This window comes from Variovorax sp. ZS18.2.2 (assembly GCF_024701975.1).
Classification (GTDB): Bacteria; Pseudomonadota; Gammaproteobacteria; order Burkholderiales; family Burkholderiaceae_C; genus Variovorax.
Window position 1 is genome coordinate 359034 of record NZ_JANLNM010000002.1, and the last position, 22853, is coordinate 381886.

Annotated in this window: 20 protein-coding genes; 13 read left to right on the forward strand and 7 right to left on the reverse strand. The window is 67.3% G+C overall.

From position 1 onward, the window contains the following. Nucleotides 1-14 precede the first annotated feature (14 nt). Together NU688_RS12170 and NU688_RS12175 are read right to left on the reverse strand one after the other, a co-directional pair. Nucleotides 15-632 (reverse strand): PadR family transcriptional regulator, encoded by a 618-nt coding sequence (locus tag NU688_RS12170; RefSeq protein ID WP_257860868.1) that lies wholly within the window; start codon nucleotides 630-632, stop codon nucleotides 15-17. Between the two features lie 91 nt (nucleotides 633-723). Continuing rightward, complete coding sequence (locus NU688_RS12175) at nucleotides 724-1902, reverse strand: NAD(P)/FAD-dependent oxidoreductase (protein ID WP_257860869.1); 1179 nt, start codon at nucleotides 1900-1902, stop codon at nucleotides 724-726. A gap of 71 nt (nucleotides 1903-1973) precedes the next feature. Here NU688_RS12175 and NU688_RS12180 point away from each other — a divergent pair, with 71 nt between their 5' ends. Beyond that, entirely contained in the window at nucleotides 1974-2414 is a 441-nt protein-coding gene (locus NU688_RS12180; RefSeq protein ID WP_257860870.1) for a MarR family winged helix-turn-helix transcriptional regulator, read from the forward strand. 24 nt (nucleotides 2415-2438) lie between these two features. Here the strand turns inward: NU688_RS12180 and NU688_RS12185 are convergent, their stop codons facing one another. Next, entirely contained in the window at nucleotides 2439-3719 is a 1281-nt protein-coding gene (locus NU688_RS12185) for a cytochrome-c peroxidase (RefSeq protein ID WP_374684642.1), read from the reverse strand. A gap of 284 nt (nucleotides 3720-4003) precedes the next feature. On the opposite strand from NU688_RS12185, the gene acpA reads away from it, so the two are divergent. Beyond that, nucleotides 4004-6118 carry an acid phosphatase gene (acpA, locus tag NU688_RS12190; RefSeq protein WP_257861200.1) on the forward strand — a complete coding sequence of 705 codons (2115 nt, stop codon included), beginning with the start codon at nucleotides 4004-4006 and terminating at the stop codon, nucleotides 6116-6118. A 72-nt stretch (nucleotides 6119-6190) separates the two neighbouring features. Here the strand turns inward: acpA and NU688_RS12195 are convergent, their stop codons facing one another. Then, nucleotides 6191-7072 carry a LysR family transcriptional regulator gene (locus NU688_RS12195; RefSeq protein WP_257860871.1) on the reverse strand — a complete coding sequence of 294 codons (882 nt, stop codon included), beginning with the start codon at nucleotides 7070-7072 and terminating at the stop codon, nucleotides 6191-6193. A gap of 106 nt (nucleotides 7073-7178) precedes the next feature. On the opposite strand from NU688_RS12195, the gene NU688_RS12200 reads away from it, so the two are divergent. From NU688_RS12200 to NU688_RS12210, 3 genes are all read left to right on the forward strand, one after another. Then, a complete protein-coding gene (locus NU688_RS12200; RefSeq protein ID WP_308340303.1) occupies nucleotides 7179-8075 on the forward strand; it encodes an NAD(P)-dependent oxidoreductase in 897 nt (298 codons plus the stop codon). A gap of 183 nt (nucleotides 8076-8258) precedes the next feature. Further along, on the forward strand, nucleotides 8259-8768 hold the full coding sequence (locus NU688_RS12205) for a DUF2867 domain-containing protein (protein WP_257860873.1): 510 nt from the start codon (nucleotides 8259-8261) through the stop codon (nucleotides 8766-8768). Then, a complete protein-coding gene (locus tag NU688_RS12210) occupies nucleotides 8761-9186 on the forward strand; it encodes a lipocalin-like domain-containing protein (RefSeq protein ID WP_257860874.1) in 426 nt (141 codons plus the stop codon). Before NU688_RS12205 ends, NU688_RS12210 begins: the two co-directional genes overlap by 8 nt. A gap of 70 nt (nucleotides 9187-9256) precedes the next feature. On the opposite strand, the gene NU688_RS12215 is transcribed toward NU688_RS12210, so the two are convergent. From NU688_RS12215 to NU688_RS12225, 3 genes are read right to left on the reverse strand one after another with little or no spacing between them, the layout of a single operon-like run. Next, nucleotides 9257-10228 (reverse strand): substrate-binding domain-containing protein, encoded by a 972-nt coding sequence (locus NU688_RS12215; protein ID WP_257860875.1) that lies wholly within the window; start codon nucleotides 10226-10228, stop codon nucleotides 9257-9259. After that, complete coding sequence (locus NU688_RS12220; protein ID WP_257860876.1) at nucleotides 10225-11253, reverse strand: AraC family transcriptional regulator; 1029 nt, start codon at nucleotides 11251-11253, stop codon at nucleotides 10225-10227. Before NU688_RS12220 ends, NU688_RS12215 begins: the two co-directional genes overlap by 4 nt. 12 nt (nucleotides 11254-11265) lie before the next feature. Further along, the gene (locus NU688_RS12225; protein ID WP_257860877.1) at nucleotides 11266-12489 is read right to left on the reverse strand and encodes an aldose 1-epimerase family protein; all 1224 of its coding nucleotides are present in this window, start codon (nucleotides 12487-12489) and stop codon (nucleotides 11266-11268) included. 231 nt (nucleotides 12490-12720) lie between these two features. On the opposite strand from NU688_RS12225, the gene NU688_RS12230 reads away from it, so the two are divergent. The 8 genes from NU688_RS12230 (at nucleotide 12721) to NU688_RS12265 (ending at nucleotide 22837) form a co-directional block, all read left to right on the forward strand. Beyond that, on the forward strand, nucleotides 12721-13494 hold the full coding sequence (locus NU688_RS12230; RefSeq protein ID WP_257860878.1) for a response regulator: 774 nt from the start codon (nucleotides 12721-12723) through the stop codon (nucleotides 13492-13494). A 19-nt stretch (nucleotides 13495-13513) separates the two neighbouring features. Continuing rightward, entirely contained in the window at nucleotides 13514-16072 is a 2559-nt protein-coding gene (locus tag NU688_RS12235) for a PAS-domain containing protein (protein WP_257860879.1), read from the forward strand. 204 nt (nucleotides 16073-16276) lie between these two features. Beyond that, nucleotides 16277-17812 (forward strand): sugar ABC transporter ATP-binding protein, encoded by a 1536-nt coding sequence (locus NU688_RS12240; protein WP_257860880.1) that lies wholly within the window; start codon nucleotides 16277-16279, stop codon nucleotides 17810-17812. Between the two features lie 64 nt (nucleotides 17813-17876). Next, nucleotides 17877-18905, forward strand: a complete 1029-nt coding sequence (locus tag NU688_RS12245) for a ribose ABC transporter permease (RefSeq protein WP_374684646.1) — start codon at nucleotides 17877-17879, stop codon at nucleotides 18903-18905. Nucleotides 18906-18994: 89 nt separating this feature from the next. Beyond that, nucleotides 18995-19933, forward strand: coding sequence for an ABC transporter substrate-binding protein (locus NU688_RS12250; RefSeq protein WP_257860881.1), 939 nt, complete (start codon nucleotides 18995-18997; stop codon nucleotides 19931-19933). Nucleotides 19934-20066: 133 nt separating this feature from the next. Next, entirely contained in the window at nucleotides 20067-21020 is a 954-nt protein-coding gene (locus NU688_RS12255) for a substrate-binding domain-containing protein (RefSeq protein WP_257860882.1), read from the forward strand. A 150-nt stretch (nucleotides 21021-21170) separates the two neighbouring features. Next, a complete protein-coding gene (locus NU688_RS12260; protein ID WP_257860883.1) occupies nucleotides 21171-21908 on the forward strand; it encodes a type IV toxin-antitoxin system AbiEi family antitoxin in 738 nt (245 codons plus the stop codon). Next, nucleotides 21905-22837, forward strand: a complete 933-nt coding sequence (locus NU688_RS12265; protein ID WP_257860884.1) for a nucleotidyl transferase AbiEii/AbiGii toxin family protein — start codon at nucleotides 21905-21907, stop codon at nucleotides 22835-22837. The genes NU688_RS12260 and NU688_RS12265 overlap by 4 nt, the downstream gene beginning before the upstream one ends. Nucleotides 22838-22853: the final 16 nt, after the last annotated feature.

Here is a 22853-nt window from a genome sequence, read left to right on the forward strand (position 1 = left end):
TCAAAAGAAGAAGTTCAGATGCGCTCTAGCTGTTGAGCGGCGCTGTCGAGCACCGCGGCGAAATCGTGGGCTTGTTGTTCGGTGAGGGGTGTGCCCGACAGGCGCATGCGCATGGCGAGCTTCAGGTTCTCGATGGCCCGCATGACCTGCGGCGGGCGTCCGCCGCGCGGACCCGCGCCGTCCACGCCGCCCGTCATGCGGGCCATCATGGCGTCGGCCATCTCGCGGTTGGCGGCCAGGAACTCCTGGCCGCCCGGGGTGATGCTGTAGCGCTTGCGGCCGCCGGTGTCGGCCGTTTCCACGCTCAGGTAGCCCATTTCCTCGAGCAGCGTGAGGGTGGGGTAGACCACGCCGGGGCTCGGCGCGTAGCTGCCGCCCAGGCGGTCTTCGATGGCCTTGATGAGCTCGTAGCCGTGCGAGGGCTTGTCGGCGATCAGCTGCAGCAGCACGAAGCGCAGGCCGCCGTGGCCGAACACGCGCCCGCCGCCGCGTCCACCGCGGCCTCCGTGCATGCGCTCGTCGCCGGGGGCGCCGTGGCGGCCACGGCCGCCCGAGAAGCCGTCTTCGTGTTCGCCACGGGGGGCGTGGCAGTGGTGGTTGTGGCGGTGATGGCCGAAGTGGGGGTGTCTCATGTCGATGTCCTTCTTGACTGGTATCGAAATCATTTTAGATATATCTATATAAAAGTCAAACGGACATGCATCCGGCCACCCGGAAGGGGCGCTACGCGGCCGTCGCCACCTGCTCCCGCTCCTCCCGGTGCTGCTGAAACTGCTCCAGCATCAGCGCCTCGCCAATATGCGACAGCTGGGTGGCCGCCGCCTCGGCCGAGTCGCCCGCAATCTCGGCCACGCGCTCGAACATCTGCGTTTCGTAGGCCGCCACGGCCTTGCCCCAGTCTTGTTCCCCGGTCAGGTGAGCCGCCAGTTCGGCCGCGTCGCGCAGCGCGGCATTCACGCCTTCGCCGCCGAAGGGCGACATCACATGCGCCGCATCGCCCAGCAGCGTGAGCCCGCGCCGGTGGGCCCAGCAGTGCCCGACCGGCAGCGCATGGATGAGCCGCGTCGCGAAGTTGTCGTTGCTCGCGCGAAAGAGATCGGTGATCGCGTCGTCGAACCCCGCGAACTCCGCGAGCAGCGTGCTGCGCACCGCGGCGGGCGACGCGAAGTCGAAGCGCTTTGCGGCCCAGTCCGCCGGCACGCGGAAGATCGCGTAGCCCCGGATGTGCGCGTTGCCGTTGCGCTGCGCAATGAGCAACTTGCCATCGCCCTGCACATCGAGCTTGCCCCGCCCGACCAGCTGCGCGACGGCCGGGTGGCTGAGGTCCACGTCGTCGATGCCGAACTCGATGAAGGTCAGCCCGCTGTATTGCGGCTTGTAGGGCGACAGCAGCGGACGCACGCGCGACCATGCGCCGTCCGCGCCGATCACGAGATCGAAGGGCCCGGCCTCGCCATCCGCGAAGACCAGTTTCCAGCGCCCGTCGTCCTGCGGCAGCACGTCGCGCAACGCACGGCTCCACTGCACGCATTCGCCCGGCAGCGACGCGAGCAGCATGTCGCGCAGCGCGGTGCGATCGACCTCGGGCCGGTTGCCTGCGGATGCGTCCGCATCTTCGAAAAGAACGCGCCCCGACTTGTCGAGCAGCCGCGAGCCCTGGTCGTCGTAGCGCGCGATGCTGAGGAACTCAGCTTCGAGACCGGCGCGCCGCACGGCCATGAGGCCCGAGTCTTCATGCAGGTCGAGCGTGCCGCCCTGCGAACGCACGAGCGGGCTTTCTTCGCGCTCGAACACGGTGGCCTCAAGGCCGGAAAGGTGAAGCAGGCGCGCCAACGTGAGGCCGCCAGGACCGCCGCCGACGATGGCGATGCGGGGAGAAGAAGGGGAAGAGGAGGAATGCATGGGAGTAACTTCGATAAAAGGATAGGTTCCTATTTATATTAGCATAGGAGCCTATGTATAGAATAGGCCCCATGACCGAAGTCCCCGACCGCAACCCCCTCAAGCTCCTGGGCCGCATCGCCCGTGGATTCACCCGCATCGCGGACATCGACCTGCGCGAGGCCGGCCTCGCCGCGGGCCAACTGCCGGTGCTCGTGTCGCTCAAGAAAAGCAAGGCGCTCTCGCAGGCCGAGCTCGCGCGCATCGCGCAGGTCGAGCAGCCCAGCATGGCGCAGCTGCTCACCCGCATGGAGCGCGACGGCCTGGTCGAACGCGTGGACGACCCCGCCGACAAGCGCAGCCGCCTCATCTCGCTCACGCCGCTGGCCGCGCGACGCCTGCCGAAGGCGAGGGCGCTGATGGAGGCGCACACGCAGCAGGCGCTCGCCGGTTTCTCCGAGGCGGAGGTCGACCAACTGCTGGAACTGCTTCAGCGCATCAACGCGAACGTGGAGCGCATGGGCGGCGGCTGAAGCGCTGCCCGGACGAAAACACCGCTACCTGTTGCGCTGATCCGCGTCCGTCAGCGTGCGGAGGAACGCCGCCACGTCGCGGATCTCGGCCTCGGTCAGCGCCGGCCTGCCGCCGCGCTTCTGCCCGAACGGCGCGTCCGTGTTGATGTTCGCGTGGTACGGCGCGGGCAGGTCGTCGTATTTCTGCACGATGCCATTGGCCGCGCGGCCGTACCAGCGCTGCGGGGCCGTGTCGCGCTGCGCATAGAAACGGATCGCTTCCTCCAACGTGTGGAACGCGCCGTTGTGAAAGAGGCTCTGCCGCACCGCCACGTTGCGCAGCGTGGGCGTGCGAAAGAGGCCGCAGTACTCGGGCCGGTCCTTCAGGTCGGTGCGGATCGGGCCGCACAGCCCGAGGTCGAAATACGCCGGGTCTGCGTTCGCCTTCAGCTGCCGGTTGCGCGGCACGGCCAGCGCGATCATTCCGAAGTCGGTGAAGAGCGGAAAGGCCCCGTCCGGCGTGCGTTCGCTGATGTGGCACGAGGCGCAGTTGCCCTTGCCCTCGTCGTTGAAGAGCCTGAGGCCGCGCGCCTCGGCCGCGCCGAGCTTCGCCTGGCCGCGCAGCACCGCGTCGTACTTGCTGGTGAAGGGATAGAAGTCCTTCGGCGATTGCTGGAACACCTCCAGCGCCAGCCCGGCCGCCTTGAACGCCGCGTTCGGATCGCGGAAGACCTCGTCGCCGAAAGCCTTGCGCAATGCGCCGGCATAAACGGCGCGCTCCAGCTTTCCGGCCACCTCCTGCACCGAGGCATTGCCCATCTCCGCGGGCGAGAGCAGCGGCAGACCCGCCTGTTCGTGGGCCGAGCCGGCGCGACCGTCCCACATGTGGCCGCCGGTGGGGCCGGCGTCGATGCTGTCGTCGCCGTCGGTGTCGTGGTGGTGTTCGCTGAACGCTGCCAGCGTCTGCAGGTAGCGCAGCGATGGCACGGCGCGCGGCCCTTGCTGCCGGCCATCGGCCCCGCCGAGCTGCACCGACAGCGCATTGGGCGGCCCCCACGCGTGCTGCGGATCGTGGCAACTCGCGCACGAGGCCTTGCCCGAGGCCGACAGGCTGCTGTCGAAGAAGATGCGGCGCCCCAGCGCGGTGAGCTCGGCCGCGCCCGGCATCGGCCGGCCCGGCACGGGCGCGTAGGTGGCGCCGACGTAGGCGGGTTGTGCGGGCGTTGCGGCCGACGCCTGATGGTCACGCGCGGCGGGCAAGCCGCAGAACGCGGATGCCGCGGCCAGCAGGGCCAGGCGGCTGAGGGGGCGAATCGTCGGCAACACGTGGAACGGGTGGAGGGACAGCACAGTAGGTCGGGCGCATGTCAGCGGCGTGACGCGGAGCCCCGAAATCTCCTGCTTCCGAATGCAAAAGCTTGCACTGAAATGCGCCTGTCATGGAGGTCTTCGAGCATCCAGCGGCCGATTACGATTGTCTCGGCCCGGCTCATTCACACCTTATAACTCCACACATGATGCCCTCCACCACACGCAGCAGCGCGACCGCGCGCGGACTTCTCCTGGTCCGGCGCTTCTCCCCCTGGCCTGTTGCCATCGCCGCGGCGGCAATGGCGGTTGCCTGCGTGGGCCCCGCGCCGGTTTCCGACAACAGCGGGGCGGCATCGACCTCCGGCGTCGTCACTGGCGGCTACCGCAATGCCAAGGTCTGCATCGACGCCAACGACAACGGCCGCTGCGACAGCGGCGAGGCCAGCGCCACCACCGACGCCAACGGCGCCTTCAGGCTCGGTGGCCAGGGCGCGGTGGTGGCCGAGATCGGCCCCTCGAGCAGGCGCTTCGACCCCGCAACCAACACCGAAGTCGCCGTCGTCCAGCCGCTCGTTTTCCGTGCGCCTGCGGCAGCCAACGGCGTGGTCAGCGCCGTCAGCACCGAGCTGGTGGCGTTGATGGATGCCAACGGCGGCAACTTCGCCCAGGCACGCAGCGCGCTCGCCGCCCGCCTGGGCGTGAGCGAAAGCCAGGTGCTGGCCGACCACAACAAGATCGGCGACGCCAAGGCCCGGACCGCGCTGCAGACCGAGATCGACCAGTCGCTCGCGCGCATTGCCGAAGCCGTGGCCGAGGCCGGCACCGGCGGCGATGTGGTCGCCGCGCTGCGTAACCGCTTCGCGCTCGACCAGATCACCACCGTGGTCGTGATCTACGCCGAAAACCGCGGCTTCGACAATCTGTACGGTCTGTTCCCCGGTGCCAATGGCATTCCGGGCGTGAACCCCGCGGCGAGCACCGCGGAGCCGCAGAAGGACTTCGACGGCGCCACGCTGCCGGTGCTGCCGCCGGTCTGGGGCGGTGTCGCCGCGGGCGGCCAGACCGATGGCGTCGTCACGCAGGCGCAGACCGTGGGCCTGCCCAACAGGATGTTTCGCATCGACGACCGCGCGGGCTTCCCCGGCACCGGCGGCGTGCAGGTTCCGCAAACGGTCATCACGCGCGACCTCGTGCATCGCTTCTACAACAACCAGATGCAGATCAACGGCGGCAGGAACGACAAGTTCGCCGCCTACTCGGATGCCGGCGCCCTCAGCATGGGTTACTACGACGGCCAGAAGATGGCGCTGTGGCAAGTGGCCAAGGCGTACACCCTGGCCGACAACTTCTTCATGGGCGCATTCGGCGGCTCGTTCCTGAACCACCAGTACCTGGTGTGCGCGTGCGCGCCGCTCTACCCGAATGCCGATGCGGTCACCTCGCCCGCCAAGGGGTCGATCTCCGCCATCGACGTCGATGCCAACGGCAACTTCCTGCGCCTCACGCCCGCGAGCACCTCGCCCACTTCGGTGCTCAACGGCGCGCCGGTCTACCTGAACGACAACACCCTCACGCCGAAGGACGCTGCTGGCAACTTCTACGCGGTCAACACCATGCAGCCGGCGTACCAGCCCAGCAACAACGCACCGGCCGCGAGCGATGGCAGCAAGCTCTTCGCCGACCCCACCAAGGCCACCACCCTGCCGCCGCAGACCCAGACCACCATAGGCGACCTGCTCACCGCCAAGGGCCTGAGCTGGGCCTGGTACGGCGGCGCATGGAAAGACACCACGGCCACCGCCACGGGCGACCGCAAGTTCCCGGCAGCCGTGCCCCCGGCCGCGCAGGCGCCGAACTTCCAGTTCCACCACCAGCCCTTCAACTACTACGCCGCATTCGACCCCGCGGCCCACCCCGACGCGCGCGCCGCCCACCTGAAGGACTTCGACGCCGATTTCCTCAAGGACATGGCCGCCGGCACCCTGCCCGCGGTGAGCTTCTACAAGCCGCAGGGCAACCTGAACCAGCACGCCGGCTATGCCAGCGTGAGCGACGGCGACGCGCACATTGCCGACCTGCTCGCCAAGCTGCAGAAGAGCCCGCAGTGGAAGCACATGCTCGTGGTCGTCACCTACGACGAAAACGGCGGCTTCTACGACCACGCCACCGTGCCCAGGGCCGACCGCTGGGGCCCGGGCACGCGCATTCCCGCGCTCATCGTCTCGCCGTTCGCGAAGAAGGGCTTCGTCGACAAGACCCCCTACGACACCGGCTCGACGCTGCGCTTCATCACGCACCGCTGGTCGCTGACGCCGCTGCAGGGCTTGAACGAACGCGATGCCGCGCTCGTGAAGAACGGCTTCCGTCCGATGGGCGACCTGACCGGCGCGCTGGACTTCAAGGGCCAGTCCTGAAGACCGCTTGAACGAAAGTGAAAAGGGGAGGCGGGCTTTGTGCCTGCCTCCCCTTTTTCTTGTTGTCGTTGTTCAGCGTTTCGCTGCGGGCTTCTGCGGCGCCAGCACCTTGCACAGCGCGGCGATCTTGGCCTGCGGCGCGTCCTTCCGCCAGATCAGCCGCGTGTGCGCGTACCGGAACTTCGGGCTCAACCGATGCACTGCAAGCCTCGCGCGCTCCGAGTACGTATCGAGCACGCTCGCAGGCACCAGCGCCACGCCCATGCCGATGGCCACGCACCCGAGGATCGCGTGGTACGACCCCACCTCCACCATGCGCTGCTGCGGCGACACATGCGCGCGCGCAAACCAGTCTTCGAAACGCTTGCGGTGAGGGCATCCCGGGTGAAACACCAGCAGCGACTTCGCATCGTGCACGTCCTTCGGCGATGCGATCGGCGCGTGCTTCGCCTCTGAGATCAGCACCATCTCTTCTTCATACACAGCGACCGATGCGAGCCGCTTGTCCGACACCGCAATGGCCACGAGCGCCGCGTCCAGTTCGCCGCCGAGCACCTGCCGCGTGTGCTCCGTCGGGTCGCCGATGTAGAGCTCCAGCGCCACATCGGGATGCGCGTCGTGGAACCTGCCCAGCGGCTGCGGCAGCCGCACGGCCGCCGTGCTCTCCATCGCGCCGAGGCGCAGCGTGCCCGAGGGCTGGTCGAGCTTGACGGCTTCGCCCGCTTCCTTGGCCAGGTCGAGCAGCCGGTCGGCGTACTGCAGCAGCACGCGACCGGCCGGTGCCAGCTGCAGCCGCCGGCCCTCGCGGATGAAGAGTGGCGCCGCGAGCTTTTCTTCCAGCGCCTGGATGCGCGCCGTGACGCTCGACTGCGCCCGGTGCAGCGACTCGGCCGCGCGAAGGATGCCGCCCGTTTGCACCACCGTACGGAAAATCTGGAGATCGGAGAGTTCCATTTTTTCAAATCACCTAAATCGATATAACCGAATGATTCGTTCGGAATAATTCATTTTATGAGAACGGTCTATCCGCCTAGATTCGATCTTTCCTGAAAGAAAGCTGTTGATGATGAAACTGGGCGTGATCGGAATCGGCGTGATGGGCGACCCCATTGCGCGCAATCTCAAGAAGGCGGGCTTCGACGTCACGGTCTACAGCCGCCGCCCCGAAAGCTGCGCACCGCTGCGCGAGGCCGGCATTGCCGTGGGGCAGGGCGTGGCCGATGTCATCGCGGCCAGCGACGCCACCATCCTCATGCTCCCGGGCCACAAGGAGATCGATGCGGTGCTTCAGCGCGCGGCCGATGGCCGCATCGGCGTGCCCGTCGAAGGCAAGACCCTCGTGCTCATGGCCACCGTCGCGCCCGCGTACTCGCTCGCGCTCGAGCGCGCCGTGCTCGCTGCGGGCGGGCGCTATGTGGAGTCGCCCGTCTCGGGCTCCAAGACGCCCGCGCAGACCGGCCAGCTCGTCGTGCTGGCCGCCGCCGCCGACCCTGCGCAGCTCGACGCGCTGCAACCCGCCTTCGACGCCATCGGCAAGCGCACCGTGCGCTGCGGTGCCGTGCCCGGCGCGATGCGCATGAAGCTCGCGAACAACCTGCTGCTCATCGCGAGCTTCGAGGCCATCACCGAGGCGGTGCACTTCGCGGGCTCGGTCGGGCTCGACGTTCAGCAGTTCCTGGAGATGGCCCAGGCCGGCCCGCTCGCCAACGACGTGCTGCGCATGAAGGCACCCAAGCTGCTGGCCGACGACTTCGAGCGCCAGGCCGCGATCAGCCAAGCGTTCAAGGACATCGGCTTTGTGTGCGACGAGGCCGAGGCGCGTGGCCTCTGGCTGCCGGCTGCGCGCACCAATCGCACCGTGTTCGGCGAAGCGATGCGGCGCGGGCAGGGGGATGAGGATGTGATTGGGGTTATCAAGGTGCTGCGCGACGGGATGCCGTCGGCGATCGACGCGTAGCGCCGCCGCGTTTGTCGCTTGCATCGCGGCGGGTATCGATGGCCTCGTGCGATCGATGCGAATGTGAGGCGCAAAAAGGCGATGGCCAAGGCATGCGAACAACCTGACCGTCCAAGTCGGCCTGTTCGTTTCACGCCATCGGTTAGATTGCGGGACACCATGAACCCACCCCGGAAGGCGACCGTGACCAAAGCGCAGGCCGTGCCCATGCCCAGCAACAGCGCGCTTGCGCCGCTTTACGCGGGCGCGGACCTCCTGGACGCCTTTGCAATTCGATTGCCGGCGCACGCCAGCGATGACCTGGAGGTGCTGGCACGCGCCGCGTTGGAGCGGCAGGCGTGGTGGATTCGTGCGCTCACGCGGGTCCGCGATGTGGTGATGGCGACCGTCGGCGTCAAGTCGTCGCGCGCCGTCGGTCTTGCCGCCGCGGCGCGTGGGCCGGTGATCGGCTTCTTCCCGGTGCTGTCAAAGAGCGCGACGGAGTTGGTCGTGGGCGAGGACGACCGGCATCTCGACTTCCGCGTCACCTTCCAATTTCGCGCCGACGCGGCAAATGGACGAGAGCTGGTCGCGGGGACGGTGGTGCATTGCCACAACCGACTGGGGCGCATCTATCTTGCGACGATTGCACCGTTTCATCGCGTGATCGTGCGGGCGAGCCTGGAGCGGGCGGTGAGAGCAATGAATGTCTGAGCGCGATACCAGGCTCCACGGTTGCTGGCGGCTGGTTTCTTTCCATACCGAGCTTCAGGATTCGAAGGAGCGCACCCAACCGTGGGGCGCCGACCCCACCGGGCACCTCATCTTCGACGCCGACGGGCGAATGATGGTCTTGGTCACCGCAAAGGCGCGGGAACCAGGCAATACCGATGCGCAACAGGTGGCACTTTTCCGCACGATGATGGCCTATACGGGACGGTATCGGATCGATGGGAGCAGGTTCATTGCAACGATCGACTCATCCTGGAATGAAGCCTGGAACGGCACCGAGCAGGAACGATTCTTCAAGCTCGACGGAAACACGCTCGAAGTCAGCACGGCCTGGATGCCGAATCCGTTGGTACCGGGAAATCCCATCGGACGGGGGACTCTGAGTTTCAGGCGCGCGTAGTTTCGCTGCGTTGTCGGCCGCCCCGACGCCTCGCCGTTTCAGGGCTCGGTGCGCCGGCGGCCGTTCCTCTTCAGTCCCGCCACCCGTGATAAGTGCCGATGTTCGATTTCGTGATCAGCTTTGGCGCAATCAGCAGCCGCGGCGAAGCCGGCACCTTGCCCGCCTGAAGGGACACAGCCTCCACCACGGCCTGCCCCGCCATGCGGTCCGGAAACTGCGCCGCGGACGCCTCGATCAACGATGCCGGATCGCGCAGCCGCTCCTCGATGGCCGGCGCGCCGTCCACCGATCCGATGACGATGCCGGGGCGCCTGGCCTGGCGGATGGATTGCTCGGCGCCGATGGCGGTCGGGTCGTTGATGGCAAACAACGCATCCAGCTTCGGGTACTTCAGCAGCAGCTCCGTCATGCGCTCGGCCCCGCCTTCCTTGCTGGCCTTGCCGTCCGGCATGTCCGGCACCAGCAGCACCATCGGAAAGCGCGAGAGCGCGGCCTTGCAGCCCTGCACGCGGTCGGAGATGGCCGAGACCTGCGGGCCATCGATGATCGCGACGGTGCCCTTGCCGCCGATCCGCTCGGCGAGGAACTGGCAGACCTGTCTCCCGGCCTCCACGTTGTCGGTCGCGATGGTGAGATCGGCGCCGTCGACGGGCGCATCCATCGCGATCAGGCGCACGCCGCCGCCGCGCTTGGCGGACTTCACCGCCGCAACCACCAGCGGCGATGCCATGGGGGTGAGAAGAATGACGTCGGGCTTGCGCGCCGCGGCCTCGGCGATCTGCGTGGCCTGGCGCTGGGCGTCGAAGCCGCTGAAGGCGAGGTTGACCTTGGCTTGCTGGTTGGTCACAAGCCCGGCGTACTCGTTGGCGCTGCGACCGATCTTTGCGAAGAACGGGTTGTCCTTGTCGGTGACGACGACCTCGATCGCGCGAAGCCCGCCGGCATGCGCGGCTGCTCCGAAGAAGAAGCAGAAGCAGAGGCAAAGCGCCGGCAGCGCCGTCCGGTGCCGGATGCGCGGGGCAAGCGCAGGAGGGAATCTCATTGCGGCTCTCGTTGCGAACGGTGCAGGCCATTGCTCGCTGCCGCGCCCGCGCCACCGCTGGCCCTGTATTCCCCCGGCGGCATCCCCCGGATCGCGCGAAAGTGCCGGTTGAAGTTCGAGATGTTGTTGAACCCCACCTCATAGCAGATGCTGCCGACGTGCTTGCGCGTATTCAGCAGCAGTTGGCAGGCCTTGGCCACGCGCAGCGAAATCACGCACTCGGTGAAGGTGCTGCCGGTGACCTGGCGAAAGTAGCGCGAGAAGGCGCTGATGGTCGGTATGCCGGCCACCTCGCTCACGCGCGACAGCGAGAGCTCCTGCATGTAGTTCGCGTTGATGAAGTCGAGCACGCGATAGATCTGCTGCGTGCGCTCGTTCAACGACGCGGAATCGGCGTGCCTGCGGTGCTGCGTGGTGAGCCTGCGGCAAGCCTGCCAGCGGGAGAGCTCATGCAGCAGCGCCGCGAACTCGGCGAAGCGCTGGAGTCCCCGCAGGTTCCGCACGCGGTGAAAGCGTTCGACCACGGCCTCGTCGAGGCCGAAGAACTCGATGCCCTGGTGCGCCCGGTCGAGCATCGCCTCGGCCTCGCGCAGTTCCGGAAACAGCGCCATGCCTTTGCGAAAGGGCTCGTCGGCAAAGCGCAGCGTGAAGCTGCGGGCCTTGTTGCCGCCGTTGTCGTCGTCGCCCGGCAGGCCCACGTAGGCCAGGTTGTGCGGCAGGCGAGGGCCGATGAGCACGAGGCTGCCGGCCGCGAGCCGGTGGATTTCTCCGCCCACGTAGGCGCAGCGATGCGGCGCGGCGAGCAGATGCAGTTCGTAGCCGTGGTGGTAGTGGCAGCGCCCGGCCTGCCACGCCACGCCGTGGGCGAGGCTGCTCACCGAGGCGTCCAGGTCGATGAAGCCGAGCGGCGGCGCCGTCTCCGGCCCCGCCAGCGGGTCGAAGGTCTGCAACAACATCGGGAGCCGTTGGGTGCCCGCCGGCACGGGGTCGGGCAGTCGGGGGGAGGGGCCGCGCAAGGTGGTCATATCTCAAGTGACTCAGGAGGCCGGCTTGATCGTTTCCGGATTCATCGTCGTGCCGCGCCCGGAGCGGATGGCTTCGATGGCGGTGCCCGCCCGTGCCACGTCGGCGGTGTTGTCCAGCAGCGAGAAGTCCAGGCTGATGCGGCGCGTTTCGCCGGGCGCCAGCGTGGGCACGCGGCCGCCGGCCCGCTCCAGGCTGCGGTTGGCCGCGTACCCGGTCGCGGGCTCCAGGCCGGTCACGTAGGCATCTTCGGCGGCGCCGGTGTTCTTCCAGAGGTTGAGGTAGGGCAGCTCGTCCACCGAATAGCCCATGGTCATGGCCTTGTCGCCCGCCCGGTTGCGCAGCATCACCAGCGTGCGGTGGCGTTCGTCGCTCCACATCTGCACGCCGTACACCTGCTCCTTGAAGCCGGGGGCCGGCGCGCGGTAGGTGGCGTATTCGTCCATCGCCTTGGCGGCCTCTCCGTCGATGGGGCGCAGTTCCTTCACGGGTGCGACGAAGCGCGCGCCCTCTTCGAGCAACGGCGCGCCGTAGTTGCCGTGGTAGATGATCTGGAACTCCTGGGGCAGGGCGCCGGCATTGCGGATCTCGTCGGTGATGGTGAAGCGGTTCGTGCCCACCACGGTCGAGACCTCGGTCCACAGTTCCAGTGCGGCGCCGAACATGGATTTCTCGTCGACCTGGCCGCGGATGCGCAGGGTGGTCTGTGCACCGCGTTCGACGATCACTTCCACCTCGGAGGCCGGGATGTTGCCGATGCGGCCGTGCAGGGTGAGCATGCGGCCGTTGTCCATGCCCGGGTGCCCGGCCCATTCGATGCCGGCGCGCACCATCCATTCGTTGAAGCCGTCGAGCCATCCGAGGCCGCCGCGGCTCTCGAGGTTCATGTAGGCCGGGTTCACCGTTTCCTGCACGGGCGATTGCCAGCCGAGCTTCACGTCGCCGCGCTCGACACTGCGCACGCTCATGCCGCGCGTGGGCACGACCACGATCTTCAGCGCGCCGCTGCGCAGCTCGACGACGTCGACGCCTTCCTGCTTGCCGCCGTGCAGCGCGTACTTGCGGATCGACCAGTCGGCTGGGTCGTGCAGCTTGCGGCTGTCGAGCGACCATGCGGGCAGGTTCCTGTTTTCTGCGACGCTCGACAGCACGTAGCGGGTGGTCGTTGCAGATTGAGCGCTCGCCATGCCGCAGCAGAGCGCGGCGGCGGTGGCAATGGCCATGACGATCTTCTTCATGCAGCTTGTCTCCTTCGGTTTTTTCTTTGGGGTTTCGCTTTCGGAAAAAGCGAAGGAGGATGCTGGTGGCACCGGGTTGCACACCGATTAACTGGTTTTGCCGCCGCTGCAACAAATGAAACGCGGGAGAGGCTCCGGTCGCATAATTTCAATTGTTAACAGGGCGCCTTGTGCGTTCATCGCGCATTCACGCCGGGTTGCTGTACTCAAGAAAACAGGAGGTAGGAGACCTTGGACCGAGAACAACACCGCCAGGAGGCACTTGCACTGGGTGCCGTCGCCAGGCATGAAATCCTCGTCGTCGACGACGACGAGGCGCTGTGCGAGGTGCTGGTCGAAGTCCTGGAGGTGGCGGGGTTCGCCGCGCGTGCCGTTCCCGACGGGCGGGGCATGCTGTCCGCGCTGGCACATGGCGCGTACTCGCTCGTGCTGATCGACCTGCGCCTGCGGCAGGAAGACGGCATGGAACTGGCGCGCGCGCTGCGCCAGCGCTCGCGCATTCCCATCATCATGCTGACCGGCAAGGGCAACGACACCGACCGCGTGCTGGGCCTGGAGACGGCGGTCGACGACTTCGTGATGAAGCCCTTCGACAACCGCGAGCTGGTCGCCCGCATCCGGGCCTTGCTGCGCCGCAGTTCCGAGACCGGCAACGCGCGCTCGCTGCGAATGGACCCGGTGAGCCACGAGCGCTACCGGTTCGCCAACTGGATCTGCAACCTCACCGCCCGCAAGCTCACCCACGTCGACGGCACCGAGTGCGAGCTGACCTATGGGGAGTTCGCGCTGCTCGAAGTGCTGCTGTCGTCGCCGAACCGGGTCTTCTCGCGCGAGCAGCTGATGTCCAAGACCCGCCGCAGCGAGGCGGATTCGATCGACCGCACGATCGATGTGCTGATCCTCAGGCTGCGCCGAAAGATCGAGGTGAACCCCACCAAGCCGGAGATCATCCGCACGGAGCGCGGCTCCGGCTACCGTCTGGCCGCCGAAGTGGTGCGTTGCTAGGTCAAGCGTGAAGCGCGGCATGTTCTGGCCAGCCAGCATCCGCGCGCGGTGGATGCTCACCTTCGCGGTGCTGGCCGTCACCACCTGCGTGCTGGCCGCGGTCGGGATGCTGGCGCTGGTCAATACGCGCTCGGCGGTGCAGGGGTTCGACGAGGAAATCCTGCCCAGCGTGGCCAACTCGCTGGCCTTGGCGGAGCGGGTTGCGCACGTGGCGGCGGTGGCGCCCCACATCGCGGAGGTGGCCATCATTTCCAAGCTGACGCAGGAGAGCGCGGAGTTGCAGCTGCGGCAGCAGGAGGTCGAGCGCCTGGCGAAAGAACTCCCGCTGGCGCAGCAATCGGCCTCGGGGCTGCCCCGGCTCCTGACCTCGCTGCATGCGACGCTGGGCGAACTGATCGAAGACAAGCGGCAGAGTCTTTTTCTTCGCGAAGACACGCGTGCGAAGCTCTTTGCGCTGGGGCAGCTCCAGCGCGGCATTCCCACCACGGACGATCGCCGCGCGGCCGCGCTGCGGCGCGACCTGGACCTGCTGGTGCTGACCCTGCAGGTGGCGCTCTCGGCGTCTTCCGCCGAAGAGCTGGAGGAGGTCCGGGGCGACTACGCACGGCGCTACCACGAATTCGCACAGGTCGGGCACGCCGAGGATGCCGGGGGCGCCTCGGCGCTGGACACCCTGCCCGAACTCTCGCAGGGCATCTTCCAGCTGCGCCAGAAACAGCTCAAGAGCGACGAGCGCAAGGCCTACCTGCTGGCCTCGACGCGCCTTCTCTCGGACGAACTCACCAACGCGGTGAACCGGCATGTGGCGGCGGTGAGCGCCGATGTGTCGTCGCGCAGGAACCAGGTCACCGTCGCGGTGGGCTCGGGCCTCACGGCCGTGGCGGTCGCGTTCCTGGTCGCGGGGCTGGCGCTGCTGGTCGGCTTCTGGACGCTGCGCGAGGCGCTGAAGGGGTTGGCGAAGGTGACCTCGGCCATGACTTCGCTGGCCGAGGGCGGGAGCGACTTCAAGCCGGTGCGCCGGGGGCGCAACGCGGAGATTGATACGCTGGCCGACGCCTTCGAGGTCTTCCGCGAGAACACGCTCGCGATGCGCGCGATGGCCCAGGACATCGTCGAGAAGCAGACGCTGCTGCAGACCGTCTTCGACAACATCGACGACGGGCTCTCCGTCTTCGATGCCGAGGGCAAGCTCGTCGCCTGGAATCCGCGCTTTGCCGAGCTGATGGCGCAGCCGCCCGGTGCGCTGTACGTCGGCCTGATGATCGGCGACCTTCAGCGCGGAATACCGGCGCTGGAGGAGGCCGCGGCCGAGGCTGGTCTTTCCAAGGAGATGAACACGTCCCGGCAGCGCCAGCCTCTGAGCGTCGACGTGCCGCTGCTGGACGGGCGCGTGCTTTCCGTTCGCAGCCGGCCGATGCCCCAGGGCGGCTTCGTGACCCTCTACAACGACCTGAGCGAACGCCGCGCGCTCGAGCTGCAGGTGCGCCAGACCCAGAAGATGGACGTGCTGGGCCAGCTCACCGGCGGCGTGGCCCATGACTTCAACAACCTGCTGGCGGCCGTCGTCAGCAACCTGCAGTTGCTGCTGTCGCTGCCGGACATTTCCGACAACACGAAGCGAATCGCCCAGCGCGCGCTGAAGGCGTCGGAGCGGGGCGGAGTGCTCACCACCCGTCTGCTGGCCTTTGCGCGGAGGCAGCCGCTGCGCTACGAGCGCGTCGAGATCGACCGGTTGCTCTCGGGCATGGAGGACCTCATCGGGTACTCGTTGGGTCCGGGCATCCACATCGAGATGGCGCTGCAGGCCGGCGGACTGCACGTGTTCATCGACGGCGGGCAACTGGAGAACGCCGTGCTCAACCTGACCCTGAATGCGTCCGCGGCCATGCCCAAGGGCGGGCTGCTGAGGATCCAGACCCGGCTTTCGCCGCAGCGCGAGTTCGTCGAGCTCACCGTCTCGGACACGGGCCACGGCATGCCCAGGCATGTGCTCGAGCGCATCTTCGAGCCCTTCTTCTCGACCCGGAAGAGCGACGGCAGCGGACTGGGCCTGAGCATCGTGTATGGCTTCGTCAAGCAATCGGGCGGGGACATCCGGGCCAGCAGCATCGTGAACCGTGGCACGTCGTTCGTCATCACGCTGCCGGTGATCGATGCCTTGACGCCGGGACCGGAAAGCCCGCCCTCGCTGATGCCGCCGCGCCCGCTGCACGGGCTGAGGGTGCTGCTCGTCGAGGACGACGTCGACGTGCGGGAGTCGACGCAGGAACTGCTCGAACAGCAGGGTGCGCAAGTGGTCTCGGCCGGCTCCAGCGTGGCGGCGTTGCGGGCGCTGAAGAACGGCATCTTCGATCTGCTGCTGTCGGATGTAGGCCTCGGCACCGACGACGACGGCCTGAGGCTGATGCGCATTGCCCAGCGCCTGCGCCCGGCGCTTCGGGGGCTCCTGATGTCCGGCCTGCCGTCGGACCTTCTGGCGCGCCGCTATGGCGTGGCGCCGGCACAGCCGATTCTCAGGAAACCGTTTCTCGCCGACGAGCTTTCCGAGGCGGCTTCGGCGGCATTGAAGACGTCCTGAGCCTGCGGGGCTCCTGCGCTCTTGGTCTCTCGGGCGCGCGCAGCGTCCGCATTTCAATTGTTTCGTTCGCGTTCGCTGTCGTTCGCCGCCGGTTAACGGCCGGGCGGTTCAATCGATTCCACACAAGCGGACGATGCGGCAACGGCTCCCCGGGGGAGCAGGGCTGCGGGAGAAGGCGCCGCGAACAGAGAAGAGACAAGACCCATGGCACTGCCGGCCGTCCCACCATTGCTGAAGCTCAGAGGAATCTCGAAGAGTTTTTCGGGGGTTCCCGCGCTGCGCGATGTCAGCATCGAACTGCGCGCGGGCGAGGTCCTGGCGCTGATGGGCGAGAACGGCGCGGGCAAGTCGACGCTCATCAAGACGATGACGGGCGCCTACACGGCCGACCCCGGCGGCATCTTCGAGATCGACGGCAAGCCCGTGTCGGTGGACTCGCCGGAGAAGGCGCGCGCGCTCGGCATCGCGGTCATCTACCAGGAGCTGAGCCTGGCGCCGAACCTCAGCGTGGCCGAGAACGTGTTCCTCGGCCGCCCGCTGCTGCGGCGCGGCCAGGTCGACCGCAAGGGCATGGAGCGGGCCTGCGGGAGCCTGCTCGAACGGCTGGGCGCCGACTTCACGGCCGCCACCACGGTCGACGGACTCTCGATTGCGCAGCGGCAGCTCGTGGAGATTGCGCGCGCACTGCAGTTCGATGCGCGCGTGCTGATCATGGACGAGCCCACGACGCCGCTCTCGGAGCGCGAAACCGTGCGCCTGTTCGCGCTCATCCACAAGTTGCGCGCCGAGGGGCTGGCGATTCTGTACATCTCGCACCGCATGGCGGAGATCTACGAGCTGGCCGATCGCGTGTCGGTGCTGCGGGACGGCCGCTACATCGGCACGCTGGAGCGCGAGGACATCTCCCACGAGCAGCTGGTGCGCATGATGGTGGGACGCGACGCGTCGACTCTCTACCAGCGCGCCGCCCATCACGCGGTGCGCGGGCCGGTGGTGCTGGAAGTCAGCGACATGGCCGACGGGCGACGGGTGCGCGGCTGCTCGCTGCAGGCGCATGCGGGCGAGATCCTCGGCATCGCGGGGCTCGTGGGGTCGGGGCGCACCGAGCTCGCGCGCCTGGTCTTCGGCGCGGAGATCCCCGTGCGCGGCGAGGTGCGGATCGGCGGCGTGCGCCTGGCGGCAGGGTCGCCCGACAAGGCCATCCGCGCCGGTCTGGTCTACCTGACCGAGGACCGCAAGGGGCAGGGGCTTTTTCTCGATGCCAGCATCCTGGAGAACATCAACGTCATCGCCGCACGGCGAGACGCGTTCGGCCCGGGCATCCTGAACCGGGGGCAGGCGCGCTTTCGCGCCGGGCGCGCCGAGGTCACGCTGGGCATCCGCAGCGCGGGCATGCACGTCAACGTCGGGCGCCTGTCGGGCGGCAACCAGCAGAAGGTGCTGCTGGCGCGCCTGTTGGAGCTGTCGCCCCGCGTGCTGATCCTGGACGAGCCGACGCGCGGCGTGGACATCGGCGCCAAGGCCGAGATCTACCGGACGATCGATGCGCTCGCCGGGAACGGCGCGGCGGTCGTCGTCATCTCCAGCGACCTCCCGGAGATCACCGGCATCGCGGACCGCATCCTGGTGATGCGCGACGGGCGCATCGCCGGCGAGGTCGGCCGCGGCACCGCGACGCCGGCCACGCAGGAGACCGTCATCGCCCTGGCCACCGCGCAGGGCGAGGCGATGGCCGCGTAACTGCCGCTTCATTCACAGACAGAGACATCCGCAGCACCCCTTCGCGCCTGCCTATCCGGTACCCATCATGAAACCCACCGAGCTTGCCATTTCCGCATCTGCCGCATCCGCCGCTTCCGTTACAGCACCCGCCGACGCGCCCAGGAAGCGATGGCATGGCGGCCACCTGCGCCGCCTGGGCATGCTGCCGGTGCTGGTGGTTCTGTGCGTGCTGTTCGGGTTCGGGTCGGAGTCGTTCTTCACCTCGCAGAACGCATCGATCGTCGTGCAGCAGGCGGCCATCAACATCGTGCTCGCCACGGGCATGACCTTCGTGATCCTCACGGGCGGCATCGACCTGGGCGTGGGCTCGGTGCTCGCGGCCTCGGCAGTGGTGGCGATGATTTTGTCGCTCTCGCAGGAGTTCGCGATGCTCAGCATTCCCGCGGCGCTTTTGTGCGGCCTGCTGTTCGGGCTGCTCAACGGTGTGCTCATCGCCAAGCTCAAGCTGCCGCCGTTCATCGTCACGCTCGGCTCGCTGACGGCGGTGCGCGGGCTGGCCCGACTGCTGGCCGGCGACCAGACGGTGATGAACATCAAGCTGCCCTATGCGTTCATCGGCAACGGCACGCTCTTCGGCATTTCGTGGCTCGTGATCATCGCGCTCCTGGTGGTGGCCATCGCGTGGTACGTGCTGCGCCGCACGGTGCTGGGCCTGAACATCTATGCGGTGGGCGGCAACGCCGAGGCCGCGCGGCTCTCGGGCATCCACGTGGGCACGGTGCTGATCGTCGTCTACGGCATCTCGGGGCTGCTGTCGGGGCTGGGTGCCGTCATGTCGTCGGCGCGGCTGTATGCGGCCAACGGCCTGCAGCTGGGCCAGTCGTACGAGCTGGATGCGATTGCAGCGGTCATCCTCGGCGGCACCAGCTTCGTGGGCGGCACGGGCTCGATCATCGGCACGCTGATCGGCTGCCTGATCATCGCGGTGCTGACGAACGGGCTGATCCTCATGGGCGTCTCCGACATCTGGCAATACATCGTCAAGGGCATCGTGATCATCGGCGCCGTGGCGCTGGACCGCTATCGCCAGACGAGCAGCGCGCGCACCTGACGCACACACACAACGAGCCAACCACGCGGCAAGGTGGGCCTGGCGCCGCGCCGCGAACACTTTCACAGCCAGGCAGGAGACATGACGCAATGAACCGACTCTCGAAGATCTCCGCGGTGTTCGCCGCGGCCTGCATGCTCAGCGGCGTGGCCGCCGCCAAGGAACTGAACGCCGTGGGCATCACGCTCGGCACGCTGGGCAACCCGTTCTTCGTCGCCATCTCCAAGGGCGCCGAGGCCAAGGCGCGGCAGATCAACCCGAAGGTGCGCTTCACCTCGGCCTCCGCCGACTACGACCTGAACAAGCAGGTCTCGCAGATCGAGAACTTCGTCTCCGCGGGCGTCGACCTGATCCTGATCAACGCGGTCGACCCGAAGGCCATCGCGCCCGCGATCGAGCGCGCGAAGAAGGCCGGCATCGTGGTCGTGGCCGTCGACGCGGGCGCCGACGGCGCAGAGGCGGTGGTGAGCACGGACAACGTGCGCGCCGGCGAGCTGGCCTGCGAGTTCCTGGTGAAGGCACTGGATGGCAAGGGCAACGTGATCATCCAGAACGGCCCGCCTGTGACCGCGGTGACCGATCGCGTGGCCGGTTGCAAGAACGTGCTGGGCAAGTCCAAGGACATCAAGATCCTGTCGAGCGACCAGGACGGCAAAGGCACGCGAGAAGGCGGGCTGAACGTGATGCTCGCGCACCTGACGCGCTTTCCGAAAATCGATGGCGTCTTCGCCATCAACGACCCGCAGGCGGTCGGCTCCGACCTTGCGGCCAAGCAACTGGGCCGCAAGGGCATCACGATCGTCTCGGTGGACGGCGCGCCCGACATCGAGCAGGCGCTCCAGTCGGACACGCTGGTGCAGGCCTCCGCGAGCCAGGACCCGTGGGCCATGGCGCAGAAGGCTGTGGAAGTGGGCGCGGGCCTGCTCGACGGAAAGAAGCCGGCCAGCCCGACCGTGCTGCTCGACCCGAAGCTGGTCACGCGCGAGAACGTCAAGAGCTACCAGGGCTGGGGTGCCGGCCGGAAGTAGGGCGGCTGCGCCGACCGGGGGAAATCACCGCCAGGGGCCCACGGGTCGCGTGCTACGCTCCCGCCCGGTTCAGGGGCGAGGCGGCGTGCACGGCGCGGCCTGACGAGGTTCGGAGCGATTGGGTCACTACCGCATGGTCATCACGATTCGCAAGCTGCTCGCGTGGATGTTCCTGGTCGTTCTGTGCGGCGGGGCCGGCGCGGTTCGCGCCGATGACAGGAATGCACCGGCGTTGCATGTCGGGCTGATCGTGAGCGATCTGCGCAATCCGTTCTTCATGCGGATTGCGCGCACCGTGGAGTCGAGCCTCGCGGCCGCCGGATCGCCCCGGCCGCCGCGGCTCACGGTGGTGTCCAGCGGGTTTGACAACACCCGGCAGGCCGAACAGTTCGAGGCGCTGGTGCGGCAGCGCGTGAACCTGATCATCGTGACCCCCATCGATCCGGCCCGGCTGGGCGCGCAGGTTGCCGCGGCGCATGACGCGGGCATCAAGGTTGTCGCGCTCGACGCGGCGGCGCGCGGGGCCGACCTGATCATCACGACCAACAACTTCCTGGCCGGACAGATGGCTTGCGAGCACCTCGGCCGCGAACTCAAGGGTGCGGGAGAGATCGCCATCATCGACGGCCCATCGAACTCGGCCGTCGTCGAGCGCATGCTGGGATGCCGCGACGCGCTGGCCGGCTTCCCGGGCTTGCGCCTGGTGTCTGAAGCGCTCGATGGCGGCGCGAGCAAGGAGGGCGGGCTCGAGCAGATGACGCGCCTGCTCGCGCGCTTTCCCCGCCTGGCCGGCGTGTTCACGATCAACGACCCGACGGCCCTGGGCGCCGAACTGGCCGCGCAAACGGTGGGGAGGAACAACATCGTCATCACCGCAGTTGACGGCTCGCCCGAAGCGGTGCTGCGCCTGCGCGATCCCCGATCGCTGATCGCCGCCACCGCCGCGCAGGCGCCGGCCCAGATGGCGCGCCGCGCCGTCGCGCAGGGGCTGGCGATGGTGAGGGGCAATGCGCCGGCGGACAGTCTGGTGCAGCTGACGCCTGTGCTGGTGACGCGGGAGAACGTGGGGGGGTATCAGGGGTGGTAGCGGCTGGGGCCTTGCGTTTCTCGTCAAGCTGAACCCACCGTCAAGAGCCCGCTCGGCGTTTTGCTTTGTTCGCTTTGTCGTAGCTCAACTACGACAAGGCAATCAAATCAAAATCTTGCGCTAACTTGAATTTGTTTGAATAATCGTAGTATGACTGCGATAAGTCGTTCAAAACTAAATTCTCTGATGGCGCGCGTGCCCGGTGGAACGCCCATCACCAGTGAAGACCTGGCGCTGGAGGGCATCTCTGCCGATCTGGCCGTTCATTACGTGCGGGCAGGATGGCTCAAGCGTCTGGCGCGGGGTGTGTATTGCCGACCGGAAGCTCCGTTGCAACGCGACCCCAGCCTGCTGCTGCTCCAGCGCCAGATTCCGGGTCTCCATGTGGGCGGCAAATCCGCGCTGGACTGGCATGGCATACGCCACTACGTCTCCCAGACACCGAAGCTTTATCTCTATGGCCTCAAGTCGGCCAAGCTGCCGGAATGGTTCACCGAAGTCTTTCCCTCGGAGTACCGCCGCAAACAACTGTTCAGCAGCGACACGACCGGCATGCAGCACGCACGCCCCTTCGAGGGGCGTGCAGATGCGCCGAATGTTTCGGCCCCGGAACGCGCATTCCTGGAGATGCTGAGTGAAGTAGGTGTACGTCAGCCGCTCGCGGAGGCGCGCGAACTGGCGGAGGGCACGTACAGCTTGCGATCCTCCGTACTCGGCGAATTGCTGCGCGAATGCACCAACGTGAAAACGGTTCGCCTGTGTCTTCAGCTCGGGCGCGAGTTGTCTTTGCCATGGGCGAAGAAGCTGGATCCGGCACGCCTGCCAACCGGCGGCAATCGCCCGTGGGTCTCTCGAACCAACGAGGGTCTGCTGATCCTGAAATCGTGAACGACATCTATCTCAGGACCGCGCGCCTGTTGACCCAGGTGGCGCCCTTCGTCTTCGCCGACGAAACCTTCGCCCTCAAGGGCGGCACGGCCATCAACCTTTTCGTGCGGGACATGCCGCGGCTGTCGGTCGATCTGGATCTCGTGCTGCCGGATCACACGCTGACCCGCGATGCGGCGCTCAGGAAGATCAAGGATTCGCTTGGCAAAGCCGCCGACGCGCTCAAGGCCAAGGGGTTCCGGACGCATCTGTCCGGTGTGCCCGGCGCTGACGAAACCAAGCTTTTCGTGAAGCGCGATGACGCTGAGGTCAAGATCGAAGTCAACTACGTGATGCGCGGGACCGTGAAGCCCGTCTCGGTAGTCGGGCTCGCGCCCAAAGCTCAGGAGGTGCTCCAGGCGGAGTTGGATATCCCGGTGGTGTCGGTCGATGACGTCTATGGCGGAAAGCTCGTCGCGGCCATGGACCGGCAGCACCCACGGGATCTGTTCGACGTGATGCAGTTGCTGGAAAACGAAGGCATCACGAGCGGCATCCGACGCGCATTCGTGGTCTACCTCGCAAGCCACAAGAGGCCGATTCATGAGGTCTTGTTTCCACGGCTGCGTGATGTGAGCACCGAATTCCAGGCCAACTTCCAGGGCATGACCACCGAGCCTGTCGAACTGGACGTACTGCTCGCAGCGCGAGACCAGATGATTGCCACGCTCCACAAGGAACTTGATGCCGAGGAGCGCGCATTTCTCGTGACCCTTGCCAGCGCCGCGCCGGAATGGCACCGCATGGGCATCGCGCACCTTGGCGCGATGCCCGCGATTCAATGGAAGCTGCAGAACCTGGCGAAGCTGAAAGAGACGAACCCGGCCAAGTTCGAGGCGCAATCGCGCGAACTGGCCGAGAAGATTTCAGCGCTCGGACAGGCCATGTAGCCTCGGGTCGAGCGCC

Coding starts and splice junctions, on each gene's coding strand:
- NU688_RS12225 (WP_257860877.1), bottom strand. CDS start 12,489: ATGAAGAAGATCGTCATGGCCATTGCCACCGCCGCCGCGCTCTGCTGC.
- NU688_RS12180 (WP_257860870.1), top strand. CDS start 1,974: ATGACCGAAGTCCCCGACCGCAACCCCCTCAAGCTCCTGGGCCGCATC.
- NU688_RS12215 (WP_257860875.1), bottom strand. CDS start 10,228: ATGAGATTCCCTCCTGCGCTTGCCCCGCGCATCCGGCACCGGACGGCG.
- NU688_RS12175 (WP_257860869.1), bottom strand. CDS start 1,902: ATGCATTCCTCCTCTTCCCCTTCTTCTCCCCGCATCGCCATCGTCGGC.
- acpA (WP_257861200.1), top strand. CDS start 4,004: ATGGCGGTTGCCTGCGTGGGCCCCGCGCCGGTTTCCGACAACAGCGGG.
- NU688_RS12260 (WP_257860883.1), top strand. CDS start 21,171: ATGACTGCGATAAGTCGTTCAAAACTAAATTCTCTGATGGCGCGCGTG.
- NU688_RS12250 (WP_257860881.1), top strand. CDS start 18,995: ATGAACCGACTCTCGAAGATCTCCGCGGTGTTCGCCGCGGCCTGCATG.
- NU688_RS12210 (WP_257860874.1), top strand. CDS start 8,761: ATGTCTGAGCGCGATACCAGGCTCCACGGTTGCTGGCGGCTGGTTTCT.
- NU688_RS12220 (WP_257860876.1), bottom strand. CDS start 11,253: ATGACCACCTTGCGCGGCCCCTCCCCCCGACTGCCCGACCCCGTGCCG.
- NU688_RS12235 (WP_257860879.1), top strand. CDS start 13,514: ATGTTCTGGCCAGCCAGCATCCGCGCGCGGTGGATGCTCACCTTCGCG.
- NU688_RS12240 (WP_257860880.1), top strand. CDS start 16,277: ATGGCACTGCCGGCCGTCCCACCATTGCTGAAGCTCAGAGGAATCTCG.
- NU688_RS12255 (WP_257860882.1), top strand. CDS start 20,067: ATGGTCATCACGATTCGCAAGCTGCTCGCGTGGATGTTCCTGGTCGTT.
- NU688_RS12170 (WP_257860868.1), bottom strand. CDS start 632: ATGAGACACCCCCACTTCGGCCATCACCGCCACAACCACCACTGCCAC.
- NU688_RS12195 (WP_257860871.1), bottom strand. CDS start 7,072: ATGGAACTCTCCGATCTCCAGATTTTCCGTACGGTGGTGCAAACGGGC.